At 56.6% G+C, this 15281-nt stretch carries 16 protein-coding genes and 2 pseudogenes; 11 read left to right on the top strand and 7 right to left on the bottom strand.

What is annotated here, in order from left to right; all coding sequences use genetic code 11:
• The first annotated feature begins 117 nt into the window (after positions 1–117).
• Positions 118–736: pseudogene (locus tag AWM69_RS22865) on the top strand (tyrosine-type recombinase/integrase).
• A 424-nt stretch (positions 737–1160) separates the two neighbouring features.
• Here the strand turns inward: AWM69_RS22865 and AWM69_RS10795 are convergent.
• The 3 genes from AWM69_RS10795 to AWM69_RS10785 all read right to left on the bottom strand — a co-directional run bounded on the left by AWM69_RS10795 (position 1161) and on the right by AWM69_RS10785 (position 3300).
• A complete protein-coding gene (locus AWM69_RS10795; RefSeq protein WP_218726726.1) occupies positions 1161–2276 on the bottom strand; it encodes a hypothetical protein in 1116 nt (371 codons plus the stop codon).
• 42 nt (positions 2277–2318) lie between these two features.
• Positions 2319–2660, bottom strand: a complete 342-nt coding sequence (locus tag AWM69_RS10790) for a hypothetical protein (RefSeq protein ID WP_196996563.1) — start codon at positions 2658–2660, stop codon at positions 2319–2321.
• Positions 2661–2940: 280 nt separating this feature from the next.
• Positions 2941–3300 carry a hypothetical protein gene (locus AWM69_RS10785; protein ID WP_218726724.1) on the bottom strand — a complete coding sequence of 120 codons (360 nt, stop codon included), beginning with the start codon at positions 3298–3300 and terminating at the stop codon, positions 2941–2943.
• A gap of 292 nt (positions 3301–3592) precedes the next feature.
• Between AWM69_RS10785 and AWM69_RS10780 the strand changes: the two genes are divergently transcribed.
• Positions 3593–4849, top strand: coding sequence for a PIN-like domain-containing protein (locus tag AWM69_RS10780; protein WP_218726722.1), 1257 nt, complete (start codon positions 3593–3595; stop codon positions 4847–4849).
• A gap of 339 nt (positions 4850–5188) precedes the next feature.
• Here AWM69_RS10780 and AWM69_RS22860 read toward each other — a convergent pair whose 3' ends face one another.
• Entirely contained in the window at positions 5189–5830 is a 642-nt protein-coding gene (locus AWM69_RS22860; RefSeq protein ID WP_256930280.1) for a GIY-YIG nuclease family protein, read from the bottom strand.
• A 309-nt stretch (positions 5831–6139) separates the two neighbouring features.
• Between AWM69_RS22860 and AWM69_RS10770 the strand changes: the two genes are divergently transcribed.
• From AWM69_RS10770 to AWM69_RS23115, 4 genes and pseudogenes are all read left to right on the top strand, one after another.
• Positions 6140–7018, top strand: coding sequence for an alpha/beta fold hydrolase (locus AWM69_RS10770; RefSeq protein WP_218726720.1), 879 nt, complete (start codon positions 6140–6142; stop codon positions 7016–7018).
• Positions 7008–7430 carry a MarR family winged helix-turn-helix transcriptional regulator gene (locus tag AWM69_RS10765; RefSeq protein WP_218726718.1) on the top strand — a complete coding sequence of 141 codons (423 nt, stop codon included), beginning with the start codon at positions 7008–7010 and terminating at the stop codon, positions 7428–7430. Before AWM69_RS10770 ends, AWM69_RS10765 begins: the two co-directional genes overlap by 11 nt.
• A gap of 368 nt (positions 7431–7798) precedes the next feature.
• Positions 7799–8491: pseudogene (locus AWM69_RS23120) on the top strand (methyl-accepting chemotaxis protein); the annotation flags it as partial.
• A 165-nt stretch (positions 8492–8656) separates the two neighbouring features.
• Entirely contained in the window at positions 8657–9424 is a 768-nt protein-coding gene (locus AWM69_RS23115) for a methyl-accepting chemotaxis protein (RefSeq protein ID WP_373274319.1), read from the top strand.
• Between the two features lie 60 nt (positions 9425–9484).
• On the opposite strand, the gene AWM69_RS10755 is transcribed toward AWM69_RS23115, so the two are convergent.
• On the bottom strand, positions 9485–10081 hold the full coding sequence (locus tag AWM69_RS10755; protein ID WP_131654575.1) for a TetR family transcriptional regulator: 597 nt from the start codon (positions 10079–10081) through the stop codon (positions 9485–9487).
• A 198-nt stretch (positions 10082–10279) separates the two neighbouring features.
• Between AWM69_RS10755 and AWM69_RS10750 the strand changes: the two genes are divergently transcribed.
• From AWM69_RS10750 to AWM69_RS10740, 3 genes are all read left to right on the top strand, one after another.
• Positions 10280–11068 carry an SDR family oxidoreductase gene (locus AWM69_RS10750; RefSeq protein WP_218726714.1) on the top strand — a complete coding sequence of 263 codons (789 nt, stop codon included), beginning with the start codon at positions 10280–10282 and terminating at the stop codon, positions 11066–11068.
• Between the two features lie 48 nt (positions 11069–11116).
• Positions 11117–11986: an alpha/beta fold hydrolase gene (locus AWM69_RS10745; protein WP_218726712.1), complete on the top strand. Its 870-nt coding sequence runs from the start codon at positions 11117–11119 to the stop codon at positions 11984–11986.
• Positions 11987–12064: 78 nt separating this feature from the next.
• Complete coding sequence (locus AWM69_RS10740; RefSeq protein WP_218726710.1) at positions 12065–13063, top strand: NADP-dependent oxidoreductase; 999 nt, start codon at positions 12065–12067, stop codon at positions 13061–13063.
• Between the two features lie 9 nt (positions 13064–13072).
• On the opposite strand, the gene AWM69_RS10735 is transcribed toward AWM69_RS10740, so the two are convergent.
• Positions 13073–13768 carry a tRNA (adenine(22)-N(1))-methyltransferase TrmK gene (locus AWM69_RS10735; RefSeq protein WP_306299236.1) on the bottom strand — a complete coding sequence of 232 codons (696 nt, stop codon included), beginning with the start codon at positions 13766–13768 and terminating at the stop codon, positions 13073–13075.
• Between the two features lie 106 nt (positions 13769–13874).
• On the bottom strand, positions 13875–14234 hold the full coding sequence (locus AWM69_RS10730) for a MerR family transcriptional regulator (RefSeq protein ID WP_218726707.1): 360 nt from the start codon (positions 14232–14234) through the stop codon (positions 13875–13877).
• A gap of 70 nt (positions 14235–14304) precedes the next feature.
• Between AWM69_RS10730 and AWM69_RS10725 the strand changes: the two genes are divergently transcribed.
• Both AWM69_RS10725 and AWM69_RS10720 read left to right on the top strand, forming a co-directional pair.
• Positions 14305–14751: a hypothetical protein gene (locus AWM69_RS10725; protein ID WP_306299235.1), complete on the top strand. Its 447-nt coding sequence runs from the start codon at positions 14305–14307 to the stop codon at positions 14749–14751.
• A gap of 144 nt (positions 14752–14895) precedes the next feature.
• Positions 14896–15267, top strand: a complete 372-nt coding sequence (locus AWM69_RS10720) for a hypothetical protein (protein WP_218726705.1) — start codon at positions 14896–14898, stop codon at positions 15265–15267.
• Positions 15268–15281 lie beyond the last annotated feature (14 nt).

Raw genomic sequence — 15281 nt, 5'->3', positions numbered from 1 at the left:
ACTAATATCCGTAATTCCTATGTCTGCAGATGGCCAACGCCCGCTTTGGGTCGGATAGCGCCCCCCACGCTGTGTGACTGATCCATCCTTGTCCTCCCTCAACGTGGAGGACAAACCATGAACACTATTGCTACATGCAGCCATCAGCCTTGGAACAAGGGAAAGCTTGTCGGGCAGAAAACCCCGCTCCGAGTCAGAGATATTTGGGCCATCCGGGTCAGGCTCCAGCTTGCGGAGAAGACACGGGATCTGGCTCTCTTCAACCTAGCCATCGACAGCAAACTGCGTGCCTGCCTTAACCAAGCTGCGAGTACGAGACATAGCCCATGGGGAACATGTGTCGTCACGGGCCATGGTGATGCAGCAGAAAACTCAGCACTCAGTGCAATTTGAAATCACTGAGCAAACCCGAACGGTTCTGGAGGCTTGGATGCATCAGGCCCAACTCCGCAGTGAGGACTTCTTGTTTCCGACCCGGTTGCACGACTCAGATCATCTCTCCACCAGGTAATACGCTCGAATAGTCAAAGCCTGGGTGACAGCCATTGGCCTTGACCCAACTATGTACGGTACCCACACGCTACGGCGAACCAAGGCATCACTGATCTATCGCAGGACGAAGAACCTGAGAGCTGTCCAACTCCTGCTCGGTCATACGAAGCTTGAAAGCACCGTCAGATACCTGGGAATCGAGGTCGATGACGCCCTGGAATTGGCGGAACAGACCGAAGTCTGACCACCCACTGCGACGGTCGATGCCAGACCGTCGCTGTCCGACCCAAAGCTGCCGGTTAGGTACGGAAAAAATCGGCCAGACCCAGACATTGAAATGTTGGCCCGATACAGTTGAGTTCCGTGGAACCAAGGCATCATTGAACGCACGTGTCGATGACTATCACAACGTCACTTTGGCTGTTCCATCAGTGCCTGCGGCCCCCTTTACATCACATTGAAGAAAACCGCTTTCGATAGTTACTCGGACTGACCCCGAGACGGCGCGTGAAGGCTCGGCTGGCGCTGGATGGAATGCTGGTGGAGATCGAGGCGATGGCCACTTGCAGATGACCAAGAAGCTTTCTGCTGTTTTTGATCGCAGAGCGCGCGTGACGGAAGTTGCGTGCGTCTAACCGCATCAGGCAGCAATCGGCGTAAGCATCGGCTCACAGCATAATCCGCTCGCTATCCCCCAGAAAAACCGTCCCATGCATGAAGGTCTCTCGCTCATCGGCTGTGGTCAGGGCAAACTTTGCGATGTGGGTATGCGCGACCCTTCTCAGCTCTTCCCGCCACCGCTCACGCGTTTGCTCATCATTAATGTTGCGCCCATCAAGCACCTCGGGCGGATAGGCAGCTGCAAGGTCAACCGGTATGGCATGGAGCGTGCCGATGCGCGAACGCAGGTTCACGGTCGACAGCTCCACAATCAACCCGGTCGGCCCCTTGGCCATCAATTGCCTGAGAACCTTCAGCTTGTTTTTCGCCGAGAAGCTCGTCGCCTTGAGCAAACTGTTGTAGTAGGGCTTGAAGTAATTGATAAGGCCCGCTTCGACCAGCGACACAACTTCATGGCGCTTCAGACGCACGCCCTGCAAGCGCTTGAAGTGTGCCAGGTCGGCGTTGTCGTCCGCCTGGGCATCGACGTTGAAATCGCCGCCATTGCTGACCACAGTGCGCCCGTGCTCGAAGCGATACAGCAACAGCAAAACCTCGTGCTCGTAGAAGTTGGTGAGCGTGTCGGCAAGGATCCTCTGCAGGGTGCTGTGGCATTGCAGCCTGTCCAGCGCCGTGCGCGCACGGGTTCGGCCAATCCCCTGCCCCACATACAGCACCTCCATCGCGGTGTCTTCATCGGCAAGCTCATGTTCCGATGCGGCGATGATCACGCTAGCCGACATCATCTGCTTGCCACAGGGTGTTATAGCAACCATCGCGGCACCATTGACCGCGATCGCGACATCCACGATCGGCACATCTGCGGGGATGGAGCTTTCTGGAATTTCGTAGACAAACGGCACCGCCACCATGCCCTGCGCACGGCGAACCAGGAAGTTGCCGGTTACGGTCCGGCCGCTGAGGCTGAAACTCTCCGGCTGCAGGTACACCCGGGGGCGGCGGACGATGAGGTAGATGTTGCAGTTCTGCAGCGCCGCAAGGTGTGCGGGCTCGTACTTCACATTGTAGAGATCTGCGGGGGTGAGCATTGCAGGGTCGCTGGAGTACAGGTGGGCTGCGCCTTCCATGGAATACAAACGTTGCACGTTGTTGATGTCGTTCATGGCATCCGGTCCTCAATTCCTTTGAGTGTGTTGCGTCAGCTCTCAATAATCCAACGTAGCCTTCGTCTGCTGACAAGTCGCCAGCTGGCCGCGCACCTTGCCATACAGCGCTTTGGTCTCCATCGACTGCACTGCCTGGGTGTCGGCATAGTCCTTGCGGATGACGTCGAAGTCGGCCTTGGTTTTGGTCAGGTGTTCGACGCACTGGTTGATGGTTTGCCGGGTCAGCGTTCTGGTGCCGCTGGCGTTTGGGGTGCCTTGCGGGCGGGCATCGAACGCTACGCTGATTGCGCCGATCTTGGTGCGGGCGGTCTTCTCTCTGTCCTCGCCGCAGCCTGTTAGTATCGATGCGATTGCAAGACCGAGTACACATTGCTTGATCAATGGAAATTCCTTTTAGTGGTTGATCGTCTGTAGCTCAAGTTCTGGTGAGCGAGCCATCCTAGCAGAGCCGGCTATGGAGTCTCGGTCCGTCGACCTACGTCCAGCTGCCACCCTTTTTGCTTGACGGCAAAATAAAGTGCAGCGCAGCCATTGTTGAAAATATCTGCATGCTGAAGATAGCTGCAGACCGCCCGCACAATTCACACTCCCTTGAAGAGAGTTTTGACCGGCATCGACCCATTGCAAACGTTCGAGAATCGCTGCTTCTGCAATAGGCTAGCTAGTCGGCAAGCTCGACGTAACTAGACTCGCCCCCACCCGTCGCACCAGATAACCATCCCCAGACAAAGTGAAGCGTCGTGCGCCCATGTTGGTCTTGGCCAATCTCGCCGCGCGACCAGCCAGCGAGGATCTCATCCTCAGTGGTAATGCAGTGATAAAGAAGCTCGATGGTGTTGCGGCCTGTCACCCGACCCACTTGAGAGCCCATGCGGATGCGGCCACCCTGGTAAGTGCCGGTGATGGCCCCACCGTCGACGAGATAATGAAATACCGTTCCGTTGCCCGATAGCCCGTGGGTGTTGTTGGCTACGGTGAATCGACGGTTGTTCAACCGTTCGTGAGTTTCGGAACTTGCCATAAGCCGCTTGCCCTTAACTGGTAATCCATTTCAGAACGCACAGCCTATATCTAGATGGTTGGGGCTTCCATCTGAATGTCTGCTATGGGTCGAAAGCGGTCACTCGCCAACGTCCGCTTTTGGCCGATAGCAGCCTGTCACGAAGGGCTGCTTCCGGCCAAGAGCAGCCATTTCTTCTATCCTCTAAATAGGGGCGATTCAGTCACTGTCGCTATTTTAGGAAGAAGTGTAAAATATCAGAGGTGGATACGCCCCAGTAAGGGCAAGTTTTTTATTCAGGGTGGAGTTATTTATGAAAGGGATGTTTCCAGGATACTTTGCAAATAATTCTGAAAACATAAAAGGCATTTGGGAGGATTGTCTTTTTGTGTTGGATGCTAACGTATTACTGAATTTATATCGATATTCTGCCGAGACAAGCTCGGAACTTTTTGAGATCTTTACTCTCCTGCATGATCGACTTTGGGTGCCCAACCAGGTTGCAAAAGAGTATTTGAATAATCGCGTGTCGGCCATTTCTCAGCAGGTTAAAGTATACGATGATGCTTTGAAAGGTCTGGCCGAGTTAAAAAAAGCATTTGAGAATCCTAAGCAACATCCATTCCTCAGTGAGGGAGCTATGAAAGGCTTCCTCGAATCGCATGCAAAGCTTGTACAGGAGCTGGGCGAAAGTAAAGGGAGCTATCTTTCGAAGATTGAGCGAGATGATATTAAAGATAGGCTTGAAGACTTGCTAGATGGCAGGGTTGGAAACGGATTGACAAATGATGAAGCTTTAGAAGTTATTTCTCTTGGGCAAGTTAGATACTCTCAAAAAGTTCCTCCTGGATACAAAGATGCTAAAAAGGGAGGTGATTCTGAAGTTCTTGATGATAAGCTAAAACCATTCGGGGATTATATTGTTTGGACGCAAACTATTCAGAAAGCAAAAAAAGACAATGTCCCTGTGGTTTTTGTAACGGGCGACAGTAAAGAAGACTGGTGGACCATTTATAGTGGTAAACCACTAGAGCCGCATCCGCAGCTCGTTGATGAGTTTGTACAATGCGTGGGGCGGAGTTTCTATATGTATCTGCCAGAAGTATTTATGGAAAAAGCTAATGAATATCTCAAGCGAGTAACGTCGCAGCGCGCGATGGAAGAGATTGTTGTTGTTAGAGAAGAGGATGAGAGTCAGCTAACGGACTCGCTGCATATGCGGAGTGTGAAAGATGGGGTTGTTCATAGCTCTGCGTCAGAAATCATCTTTGTAGAGCACGCAAGAGTTGAAAAAGAGCTGTCATCAGTAATGTTATTAATGTCTACGGCTGAAGCGAAATTAGAGTTAACACTGGGGGAGCAAGATAATCTGCTTGCACGTCATGCTCTATCATTAAAGGGTTCTGCCGGAGCTGAGACACTTCACTCGATTAACTTAAATTCTAGGATTCGTGATAATGCGAGTATTCTTAACGTAATACGCCGCGAGTTATCTGGCTTGAACAATTCGTATAGTCGTCTTTCGATTCGACTGTCTGAAATAAACGCTCATATTCACGATATGCTTTAACTCTCTTTGAGTCGCCCCGGATTTCGTAGGCACTCCTGATGGTCCGCTTTTGGCCGATTCTGTTGAAAACAGTCGACCATGGTTTGCGCAGCAGAGAAGTATGCGTCCGAGATTGAAATCTTTACTTTAGGCAGAGGCTTCCGGACTCAGATTTCACGTAGCAGTGTGCAAAAAAGGAGTTTTAACCAGTCAATGACCAGGCTGTTTGGGCGAACCGACTTTTTCAACAGAATCGGCCGATAGCTGCCTTACGTGACGGACTGCTATTTGGCCGAAAACTGTCAGTCAATGTAGGGAAATCAACCCGCTCCATTGCTTACTTCGCTGCACCCTACCGGTTCACGCCTCCTCAATTTTCCGGTGAATCGCGATTAGGTCAGGAAGGAATTTCAGACAATTCCCTGTAAAAAATTCTCGGGACTTATTGATCCGATATTTATCAAACAAACAGTGCAAAGCTTGCTCTAGCTTTGAATAGTTTGTGGTTTCAAGCTGGCTTAAGATCGTGAAGCGAAAAGGTACCCCCGTCGTATAGAGCTGAGTGATGCGCTTGTCGACTGACCCAGTGGTTATTCCAATCTTTACGATCTCGACTTGCTCAGCGGTATAGAGGCCGGTGGAGAGCACGTATAGCGTCCCGATATCCGCCTCTAGCTTGGCAAGGTCCTCCCCCTCAATAAAATCTTCCGCCTTGGTGTCCACTGAGGTCGCGTCTGCCAAGAGAGTCATTAGGTGAGGCTTACGACTTTTATCTGCCGCGATGTCTGAGGCGCCTCTGCAGGCTAAGTAAATTCGGGCAAGAACAGCATGGTCAACATCTTTGTAGTTACCTGCAGCGACGTTTTTCAAATGGCTTGGCGTGCCAACGTACTGAGGGTATCCGGTCTTCACGAACTCTCGGATCTGTTGCGGTGTCAGGCCCTCAGGATGCTGCCGAAGAATCTCCCGTACCACATCGGTGAAGCTTAGTTCGCCCTGCATACCCAATCCTAGAAAATGCTGAATTACGTTGATGGTACCAGCGGATCAACGAATGAAACATAACTCACGCACATCGCAAAAATAGGCTTTTCATCACAGCTTGGACGACTCCTGTTGGCCGCATCCTGCCTGTCAGCCCTGACCAGTTTTGGTTTTTCGAGACAGGCCACAATCAGCCAGACACAGTCATTCACCGCCCGCGATCGATTCACGCGGCAACCGCCCCAAAATGAGGGCGATGTGAAGCAATGACTTGATGCCCATGTATTTCGCATGTTAAGTAGATTGCTTCACATGCGAAGTAATCCTATGAGCCAGATACAGCACACAGCTATTTGCCCGGACGGTAGTCCCGTAAAGCTCACTGTTCACGGGGCGGTGGGTGCGGTTAAAGCCGTCGTTCAGATCAATCCGGCAACCGCTGTCACCGAACGAATGTATTTCCCTTTTGCACAGTTTTTGGCCGCGAACGGCTTCACTGTGATCACCTACAACTATCGGGGAGTCGGTCGGAACGGGCCACATCCAAAGGATGTAAAAGCCGGCTTTACCTCGTGGGCGGACAACGATGTCGAGGCCGTAACGGAGTGGGTGGCCGAGCATTACCCAGGCCTTGCCCACATGGCTATCGGTCACAGTTTTGGTGGGCATGCCATCGGGTTGTGTGCGAGCAGCCGCAGGCTCAGTGCTGCGGTGACGGTCTGCTCACAAGCGGGCTGCCTCAGGTTTATCACGCCAGCCATGGAGCGCTTGAAAGTATCGCTGCTGCTCAAGGTCATCGGCCCTTTGAGCGCGAAACTCCTGGGTTACGTGCCGGGCCGCAGGCTGGGCCTCGGAGAGGATATTCCGGCAAATGTCATGCTCGAATGGTCACGCTGGACAAGTCTTCGCAATTACTTCTTTGATGACCCGTCCGTTAACGCAGCCGCCAGATTTTCTCGGCCTTCACTGCCGATTCTGGCGTTGGGTTTCAATGATGATCCTTGGGCCCCGGCGCAAGCGATCGACCTGATGATGGGGCATCTGACGGGGTGCACCGTTGAACGTCGCCAGCTAGGCCCCGAAGACAGTGACGGGGCTTCTATCGGACATTTGGGGTTCTTCCGCCATCGCCATGCGGACACGCTATGGCCGGTAGTGCTCACTTGGCTGAAGACCCAATTACCGGACAATCAATATGACATATGACCGTCGCTATATTTATCTGCTGAATACCGCTCAAAAGCACTTATCCAGGCACATAGAACGGCACGTCTCCAATACCGCGGGCATCAGTGCCACCCAAGCCGGTGCCCTGTTTGTGATCCGCGCCCAAGATGGGGCGCTCAGCGGAGAAGTGGCATCTGCTCTGGATATCGCGCCCTCGGCCATGACCGGGTTAGCAGATCGAATGGTCAAATCAGGCTTGATCGATCGGCGGGTCGATGACCAGGACAAGCGCAGCTACCGGCTCTGGTTAACAGAGGCCGGGCAGGAAGCCGCGCGGCTGGCAACCACCGAACTCGCCCCGCTGAACGCGACACTGACGCAGGGATTTACCGACAAAGAGCTGGAGGTTGTTTCCCGCTGGCTAACCGCTGTCCGTCAGCGTTGCCAATGACGCTGGGTCGATGGCTTGTTTTGTTTGCACCCTCCGATGCCGTGATCCGGCTGGTATTGCGCGTGACCCGGTAGCGGCTGACACACAGGTCCCCCTTCCCGCCCGAGCCGCTCGGGCCGGGACATTTCTACAGGCTCACGTAAGCCGGATTATCCCAAGCCAACATGACATTTTGATGGCAAAGCGGGCGCATCACACTATCCGTTGCCAACGATCATATTTTGCTCAAGAACCGCTCTAGCCCGCCGATCCTGTTTAAGCCCAGTGGCCCGACCCCGGTCATTTTGGCCAAGGTCGCGGACAGGGACGCCGTGACATTTTTCACGCCTTGTCGAGGCGTGCCTCACCCCTGCCATGAGTACCTTCTGATGTTTCTGCAAAAATCCCTGAGAGCGCAAATGCTTGCCCTGTTGAGCGGGAGTCTGCTGGCAATGCTGTTGATCGCCCTGGCGTGTTTTCACTTTCTGTCGAGCGGCGTGCAGCAATACGCAACGCTGATCGAGGGCCCGCTGCGTACGTCTCAATTGATCGATGAAGCCAACCTGCAATTCAAGGTGCAGGTTCAGGAATGGAAAAACGTGCTGCTGCGCGGCAAACAACCCGCCGAGCTGGACAAGTACTGGAGGCAGTTCGAAGCACGGCAGAACGATGTGCAGGGCATCCTGGGTGAGCTGGCCGGGCAAACGGGTATCGAGCCACCCCTCAAGGCCCGCATCGAACGCTTGCGTGACGAGCACCGCTTGCTGGGCATGGCCTATCTGAAGGGTCGCGAGGCCTATGTGGCCGCGGGCGCCGATGCAACGGCCGGTGACACCGCCGTCAAGGGCGTCGACCGTGCCGCCAGCGAGCAGATGAGCGAACTGGTCCATGAGTTGCGCCAGCAAGGCGTCGAGCAATCGAAACGGATCAGCGCCAGCGCCGGTCGCACGGTGATGCTGGGGATCATCGTGATGCTCGCTTCTGGCCTGCTGATCGGTGTGCTGAGCCTGTGGCTGGTCAACCGCCGTGTGGTCACACCGATTCGCACATTGATTGAGTACGTGGCGCAACTCAGCCAGGGCCGTTTCGCCGAGCGCGTGGCCAGCAGCCGCCAGGATGAACTGGGCACATTGTCCGCCGCCGCCAACACCCTTCGCGACTTTCTCGCCGAGACGTTCAGCCGCTTGCAGATCAGCGCCAAGGACCTGGACAGCGCCAGCAATGAGCTGAAAGCCATCGCCGGCCTCATGACCACTGGCACCCACGAGCAGTTCAGCCGCACGGATCAGGTGGCCACGGCGATGACCGAAATGTCGGCCACCGCGCACGAAGTGGCACGCCACGCCGCCGATGCCGCACATGCTGCCGACGACGCCGATCAGTGCGCCCGGCAAGGCGAAAAAGTCATGCACGGCAGCATTGATATCATCACCCTGATGCGCAGTGAAATCGCCAGCACCGCCACCGTCATTCGTCGCCTGGAAACCGACAGCGGCCGCATCGGCAAAGTCCTGGAAGTGATTCGCGGGATTGCCGAACAGACCAACCTGCTGGCCCTCAACGCCGCCATCGAAGCGGCCCGCGCCGGGGAAGCCGGACGCGGATTCGCCGTGGTGGCCGATGAGGTACGCAGCCTGGCCCAGCGCACGGCAGAGTCGATTATCGAGATCAACCAGATCATTCAGATCGTGCAGACCGGTGCAGTGGAGGCGGCTCAAGCCATTGAAAGCGGTCAGTCACGCAGCGAAGAAAGCGTCGAGCAAGTGACCCTGGCCGGCGCCATGCTGGAACGGATCACCCAGGCGGTGGAAGCGATCCGCGACATGAACCGCCAGATCGCCACCGCGGCGGAAGAACAGACATCGGTGGCCGAAGACATATCGCGCAACCTGACCGAAATCACCAGCATTGCCAGTACCAACCTGGACAACGTGCAACGCACCGAAGCGGCCAGTCATCACCTGCATGAGTTGTCCGGGCAGTTGAATCAGGTGACAGACCGTTTGAGCGCCTGACACAGGGCCGATCACCATTGATTTCGCCGTCGAAGGGACAGGCGCAGGCCAGACCTGCGCCTATCCCCTCTGCGGCCCGGTCTCCGATTGAACAGACATCGATGCCGTCATCCTGGCGTGGCACACCTCAAGGATTTCATCAGCCAGCGGCGCGTCATCCGGACAGGCCCGCGACAGAATGATCGCGCCTACCGCCTGCGCGAACATCTCGATCATCTTCGCTCTCGCGTCAGCGGGTGCTGCATCGGGCGACGACGGGTATTTTTCACCCAGGGTTTGCAGGGTGCGCTCTATCCCCTCGGCAAACGCCGTTTTCAGCTCGTCCGGCTGGCGCGCAGCGTCGCCACACAACGCAGCCATGGTGCAGCCAGTGCCGCGCCCGTCGCGGTGAGCCCTCGACACATAGATATCGATAAAACCCTGGATATCGAGCGCTTCGGCACTGGCCAGCGACCGGTCAAGGCTATTGCTGGAGGCTTCGGCCATCAAATCAGCCTTAGAGCCGAAATGTTTGTAGAAACCTCCGTGGGTGAATCCGGCAGCCGCCATAAGGTCGGCCACGCCTACGCCGTCAAAACCACGCTCGCGAAACAGCTCTGAAGCCGTCTCGACGATGTGCTCGCGATTTGCCTGCGCCTGGGCCTTGCTCACTCTCACGTTCAACACCTCGCATTCGCTCGTAAATCGTGTGCCAATCATACATAGATGTTGAACGTAATCAAATTACGTTGACAGTTTAGATTTAGATCATCATCTTAATGGCACGCCTGATCTCAATTCATTGACGGGCGCGGCGAAGCACGCAAAGCGTTTTCGTGGATCACTCCCCTGTCCCCTGAAAAAAGAGATAACACCATGACTTCTCGTCCCACCGTTCTCATCACTGGCGCTTCCACCGGCATCGGCGCTGTTTACGCCGAGCGTTTCGCCCAGCGCGGGCATAACCTGGTGTTGGTCGCCCGCGACCAGGCACGCCTGCAAACGCTCGCCACCCGGTTGCAGGATGCCTTTGACGTCAGCATTGAGGTGCTGCAAGCGGACCTGACCCAACTCAGCGATCTGGCCATCGTCGAAGCGCGCCTGCGCGATGACGCCAGCATCGGGATTCTGATCAATAACGCCGGCGCCGCGCAGTCCGGCCAATTCATTGAGCAGAGCACCGACAGCGTTGCGCATCTGGTAGCCCTCAATACCACCGCGCTGGTGCGCCTCGCCAGTGCTGTCGCTCCACGTCTGGCGAAAGCAGGCAGCGGCGCTATCATCAATATTGGCTCGGTGGTGGGCCTGGCTCCGGAGTTCGGCATGTCGGTCTATGGGGCGACCAAGGCGTTTGTACTGTTCCTTTCCCAAGGTCTCAGCCTGGAACTTTCACCCCAAGGTGTTTATGTACAAGCTGTGCTGCCCGCCGCCACCCGCACTGAGATCTGGGATCGTGCCGGCATCGATATCAACACCTTGAGCGACGTCATGGAAGTGGATGATTTGGTGGATGCAGCACTGGTCGGCTTCGACCGTCGCGAACCGGTGACCATTCCGCCTCTGCAGGAAGGCGAGCGCTGGGATGCCCTGCAAACAGCACGTCAGGGGCTGTTGTCGCAGATCAGGCAGTCAACTGTTGCACAACGCTACCTGACTCAAGCCTGACCTTTCAGATCAGAGCAGGCCGGCCTCCCCGCACTCGGACCGATCAAAATGACCCTCTTGGATACAAACAATCACTTTGGCGCGCAGACGCCATTCAGCAAGGCCGCGAACCAGTCGATCACGGTTGACGGCGTCTCGTTCGCCTATCGTGACGTGGGCCCCAAGACCGGGGTCCCGCTGGTGCTGTTCAACCATTGGGGCGCGGTGCTGGACAACTTCGATCCCGGGATCATCGATGGGCTGGCAAAAAAACGCCGTGTCATCACCACCGACTACCGCGGTATCGGCGGTTCGGAAGGATCCGCGCCATTGACCGTCGGCGAAATGGCTGACGATGCAATCGGTCTGATTCGTGCCCTGGGTGTCGACAAGGCTGACCTGCTCGGTTTTTCACTTGGCGGATTCGTCGCTCAAGACATCGCCCTCAAGGCGCCCGAACGGATGCGCCGACTGATCCTCACGGGAACCGGTCCAGCCGGGGGCACAGGCATTGACCGGGTTGGCCCGGTGTCCTGGCCATTGATGATCAAAGGCTTGCTGACGCTGCGGGATCCCAAGTTCTACCTGTTCTTTACTTCGACGGCCAACGGGCGCCAAGCCGCGTCCGCGTTTTTGCAACGCTTGAAAGAACGCCAGCAGGACCGGGACAAAGGTCCAACACCCCGTGCGTTGTTGCGTCAGTTGAAAGCCATCAGGGCGTGGGGCAAACAGGCCCCGCAAGACCTTGCACGCCTGCGGGCTCCGACACTGATCGTCAACGGAGACAGCGACATCATGGTGCCCACCGTGAATTCTGTTGCACTGTCGAACCGCATTCCCGACGCACAGCTGATCATTTACCCGGATGCCGGGCATGGCGGAATTTTCCAGCACCATGCCGATTTCGTGGCGAAGGCGTTGGCGTTCCTTGAAGCCTGACCGCATCGAGTCTTATCGCAGCACAGTGGCAAGGTCGACCGCCACATCCTCATTTGAATCAACGAGAGCATCATTCCCATGAAAGCATTTTTTATCGAGGGCTATGGCAAGCAGAACGGGGGTATCGGCGAAGTGCCCGACCCGGTACCCGGTGCCCACGATGTTTTGGTTCAAGTCCATGCCGCGAGCGTGAACCCGCTGGACTCGAAGATCAGGACGGGCGAATTCAAACTGATCCTGCCTTATTCTTTTCCCTTGATCCTCGGCAATGACCTGGCCGGGACCGTGGTGAGCACCGGCTCGGCGGTGACGCTCTTCAAGCCGGGGGACGAGGTCTATGCGCGCCCTCCTGATAACAGGATCGGGACCTTTGCGCAGTTGATCGCCGTGAACGAGGACGCACTCGCACTGAAACCCTCCCGCCTCGACATGGCCGAAGCCGCGTCCATCCCCCTGGCTGCACTGACGGCCTGGCAGGCGCTGGTGGAAACTGCCGGATTGAAAAAAGGCCAGAAGGTGCTGATTCACGCCGGTTCCGGCGGCGTCGGCACCCTTGCTATCCAGCTTGCAAAACACCTTGGCGCCTTTGTTGCCACGACCACCAGCACGCCGAATGTCGAGTGGGTAAAAGCGCTCGGGGCGGACCTGGTCATCGATTACAAAAAGCAAAACTTTGAAACCCAATTGCAGGGTTATGACGTGGTCTTGAACAGCCTCGGTACCGATGTGCTGGCCAAATCACTCAAGGTGCTCAAGCCCGGCGGCCAGCTCATTTCCATTTCAGGGCCGCCAACCGCCCTGTTCGCCCAGCAGCAACGTTTGTCCTGGGGGTTGCGGCAAGTGATGCGTTTGCTGAGCTGGGGAATCCGTAGAAAAGCTCGCAAGCACGGGGTCAGCTACACCTTTTTGTTCATGCGCGCGAACGGCGCTCAACTGAAGGAAATCACCGCACTCATTGAGGCAGGCGCCATCAAACCGGTCATCGACCGCTCCTTTGCCTTCGAATCAACGGCAGAGGCGTTGCGGTATGTCGAACAAGGCAGATCCAGCGGCAAAGTCATCGTAACCCTCAAATGATCGCCCGGGTCAGGCCAGCAGCTCGGAGATCCACCGCGCTTGCCGGGCAATGTCCTGCACCTTGTCCTCAGGCACGGCCTGCTGCGCCCGGGCGAAGTTGTTCAGGGTCTGCTGTTTCAGGCGCAGCAGACGCTGCCATTTGAGCAAAAAGGCCGGGCTGCGGGCCTGCATCAACAGCGGGCCGAAGTAGAGCTCCCTGGCGCTGTACAGCACCGGCCCGGCGCGCTCGGCGACGATGATTTCGTAGTCGAAGCGGTTTTCGCGCAGCACTTCTTCATGGAGGATGCGGTAGCCATTGTCCATCAACCATTGGCGCAAGGGCTGCTCGCCGCCATTGGGCTGCAGGATCAACCGTTCCTGCCCGCTCAGGCGCGCCTTACCGCTGTCGAGGATGTCACGGATGGTCTCGCCGCCCATGCCGCAGAGGCTGATCGCGGTGATGGCGTCTTGCGGTTCGATGGCGTCCAGGCCACTGGCCAGGCGCACGCTGATCTGCTGCTCCAGGCCCGTCTCACGCACGGTGCGCTCGGCCGAACGGAACGGCGTCAGCGCCACCTCGCCCGCCACCGCCCGCGCAATCGCACCACGGCGGATCAAGGCCACCGGCAGGTAGCCGTGGTCAGAGCCGATATCGGCCAGATGAGCTCCGGCTGGCATCTGCGCCGCCACCCGCTCCAGACGCATGGACAATGTGTGTTCGTTCAACTGCAGTTCCTCACGAATCCCCGGCTCCTTTAGCCGTGCTGCGCGCGGCGCATGATGCGTGTTGAAGGCCGCAGGGTAAAGCGCCGACATAGGACGGACGGGGCTGTCAGTCTATCGCCACTAAAGGACAGACCTGGGTGGCTCGCTCGGCCAGCAGATTGCGCAGCGCCTGCATTTGCCCGATGCGCTCATCCAGCAATTCGATTTTCTCGACAAATAACCGAGCCAGCAGGTCTTTGCAGACCTCTTCGCTGTTCCACAACAGCGGCAGGTTTTCGCCGATTTGCGCCAGGGAAAACCCGAGTTGCTGCGCCAGCTTGATATAACCCACCAGTTGCAGCGTTTGTTCCGGGTAAAGCCGATAACCGTTGGCCGCCCGCTGCGGCTTGATCAGCCCCTTCTCTTCATAAAACCGCAGGGCGTCAACCGACACCCCGGTACGTGTTGCCACTTCGCCAATTTTCATGATTACCCACTCCTTGTGTTGACTCTGGACCTAAGTCCAGGCTTTAGCCTGCGGGCTCAAACAGTGAGGGATGACTATGGTCAGCGTAAAGAGCAATTTATACATCGTCCGGGCCAGTGCCTTATATGACCTGATCGTGACGGCGGGCTTCATCACACCCTGGACAGCCGTCCTGATAATCAACGGTCTAGCAGCCCTCTCCGGCGCACTGGCGTTGAGCCGGCCGGTGCCGCTGCTGGACCTTACCGGCATGCTTTTAGCCAACCTGCTGGGCAGTGTCGTCGTGGTCTGGTCACTCTGGCGGCTCATGCATCCGAGCCATCGTGTCGGCCTGTATGACGCCTTGGCGAGGGTATTGTTTGCGCTGTGGCAACTGTATGCGGTTGCGCACGGGGCGAGTTTTCTGCTCCTGGGGTTTACCTTTTTTGAGGTCGGGTTCGCCATTGCACAAATGCTGCCATTGAAGAACCTGCACCGAAAATCGACGACAGCCCTCGCTGCCGAAGGAGGCCGCTAGCTATTTATGCGACGAAGCCCTAGAACTTTTCCTTTTTTACCGGTCTATGTGAATACGCCCATTAGGCTTGGTAAACGCGACTCCAGGGTTTCCCGCAGCCAGATGGCTCTAGGTCCAATTGTCTATCAGAGGTTGTCTTCGCTCATGAAATTTAATGTCCCACGGATGGTGCTCTTCGGCCTGTTCGCGTTTGCGGCAGTGAGCTCGGCATCAGCATCACAGATGAAAACCTCGAACCCGGCTTTCGTCACTGAAGTCGCAGCTGTGCAGCCCCCCGCTGCCGGCAACCCTTGGCCTGACCTGGCCAGCGTGGCGGGCACACAGCCGTTGCTGGCCCATGACGATCGCTACCGGCATGACCATCGCCAGTACGACCGTCGATACGACTGGCGCAGGGAACAAGCGCGCAGAGAACAATATCGCCGGGAAGCCGAGCGCCGTCGTGACTGGGAACGTCGCCATGACCGGGCCATGCGGCATCACTACGACGGCGAACACCGCTACTATCGTCGCTAGGTGAATAACCGGTT

Source organism: Pseudomonas sp. D1HM, from assembly GCF_019266105.1.
Taxonomy (GTDB): domain Bacteria; phylum Pseudomonadota; class Gammaproteobacteria; order Pseudomonadales; family Pseudomonadaceae; genus Aquipseudomonas; species Aquipseudomonas taetrolens.
The sequence above is the reverse complement of the archived record's forward strand: the minus strand, read 5'-3'. Positions and strand labels throughout refer to the sequence as shown.

Bases quoted from the DNA above. Each gene is read 5' to 3' on its own strand.
- AWM69_RS10725 (WP_306299235.1), top strand. From the start codon at position 14,305: ATGACTATGGTCAGCGTAAAGAGCAATTTATACATCGTCCGGGCCAGT.
- AWM69_RS10765 (WP_218726718.1), top strand. From the start codon at position 7,008: ATGACATATGACCGTCGCTATATTTATCTGCTGAATACCGCTCAAAAG.
- AWM69_RS10780 (WP_218726722.1), top strand. From the start codon at position 3,593: ATGAAAGGGATGTTTCCAGGATACTTTGCAAATAATTCTGAAAACATA.
- AWM69_RS10720 (WP_218726705.1), top strand. From the start codon at position 14,896: ATGAAATTTAATGTCCCACGGATGGTGCTCTTCGGCCTGTTCGCGTTT.
- AWM69_RS10785 (WP_218726724.1), bottom strand. From the start codon at position 3,300: ATGGCAAGTTCCGAAACTCACGAACGGTTGAACAACCGTCGATTCACC.
- AWM69_RS10795 (WP_218726726.1), bottom strand. From the start codon at position 2,276: ATGAACGACATCAACAACGTGCAACGTTTGTATTCCATGGAAGGCGCA.
- AWM69_RS23115 (WP_373274319.1), top strand. From the start codon at position 8,657: ATGACCACTGGCACCCACGAGCAGTTCAGCCGCACGGATCAGGTGGCC.
- AWM69_RS10730 (WP_218726707.1), bottom strand. From the start codon at position 14,234: ATGAAAATTGGCGAAGTGGCAACACGTACCGGGGTGTCGGTTGACGCC.
- AWM69_RS10770 (WP_218726720.1), top strand. From the start codon at position 6,140: ATGAGCCAGATACAGCACACAGCTATTTGCCCGGACGGTAGTCCCGTA.
- AWM69_RS10750 (WP_218726714.1), top strand. From the start codon at position 10,280: ATGACTTCTCGTCCCACCGTTCTCATCACTGGCGCTTCCACCGGCATC.
- AWM69_RS22860 (WP_256930280.1), bottom strand. From the start codon at position 5,830: ATGCAGGGCGAACTAAGCTTCACCGATGTGGTACGGGAGATTCTTCGG.
- AWM69_RS10745 (WP_218726712.1), top strand. From the start codon at position 11,117: ATGACCCTCTTGGATACAAACAATCACTTTGGCGCGCAGACGCCATTC.
- AWM69_RS10740 (WP_218726710.1), top strand. From the start codon at position 12,065: ATGAAAGCATTTTTTATCGAGGGCTATGGCAAGCAGAACGGGGGTATC.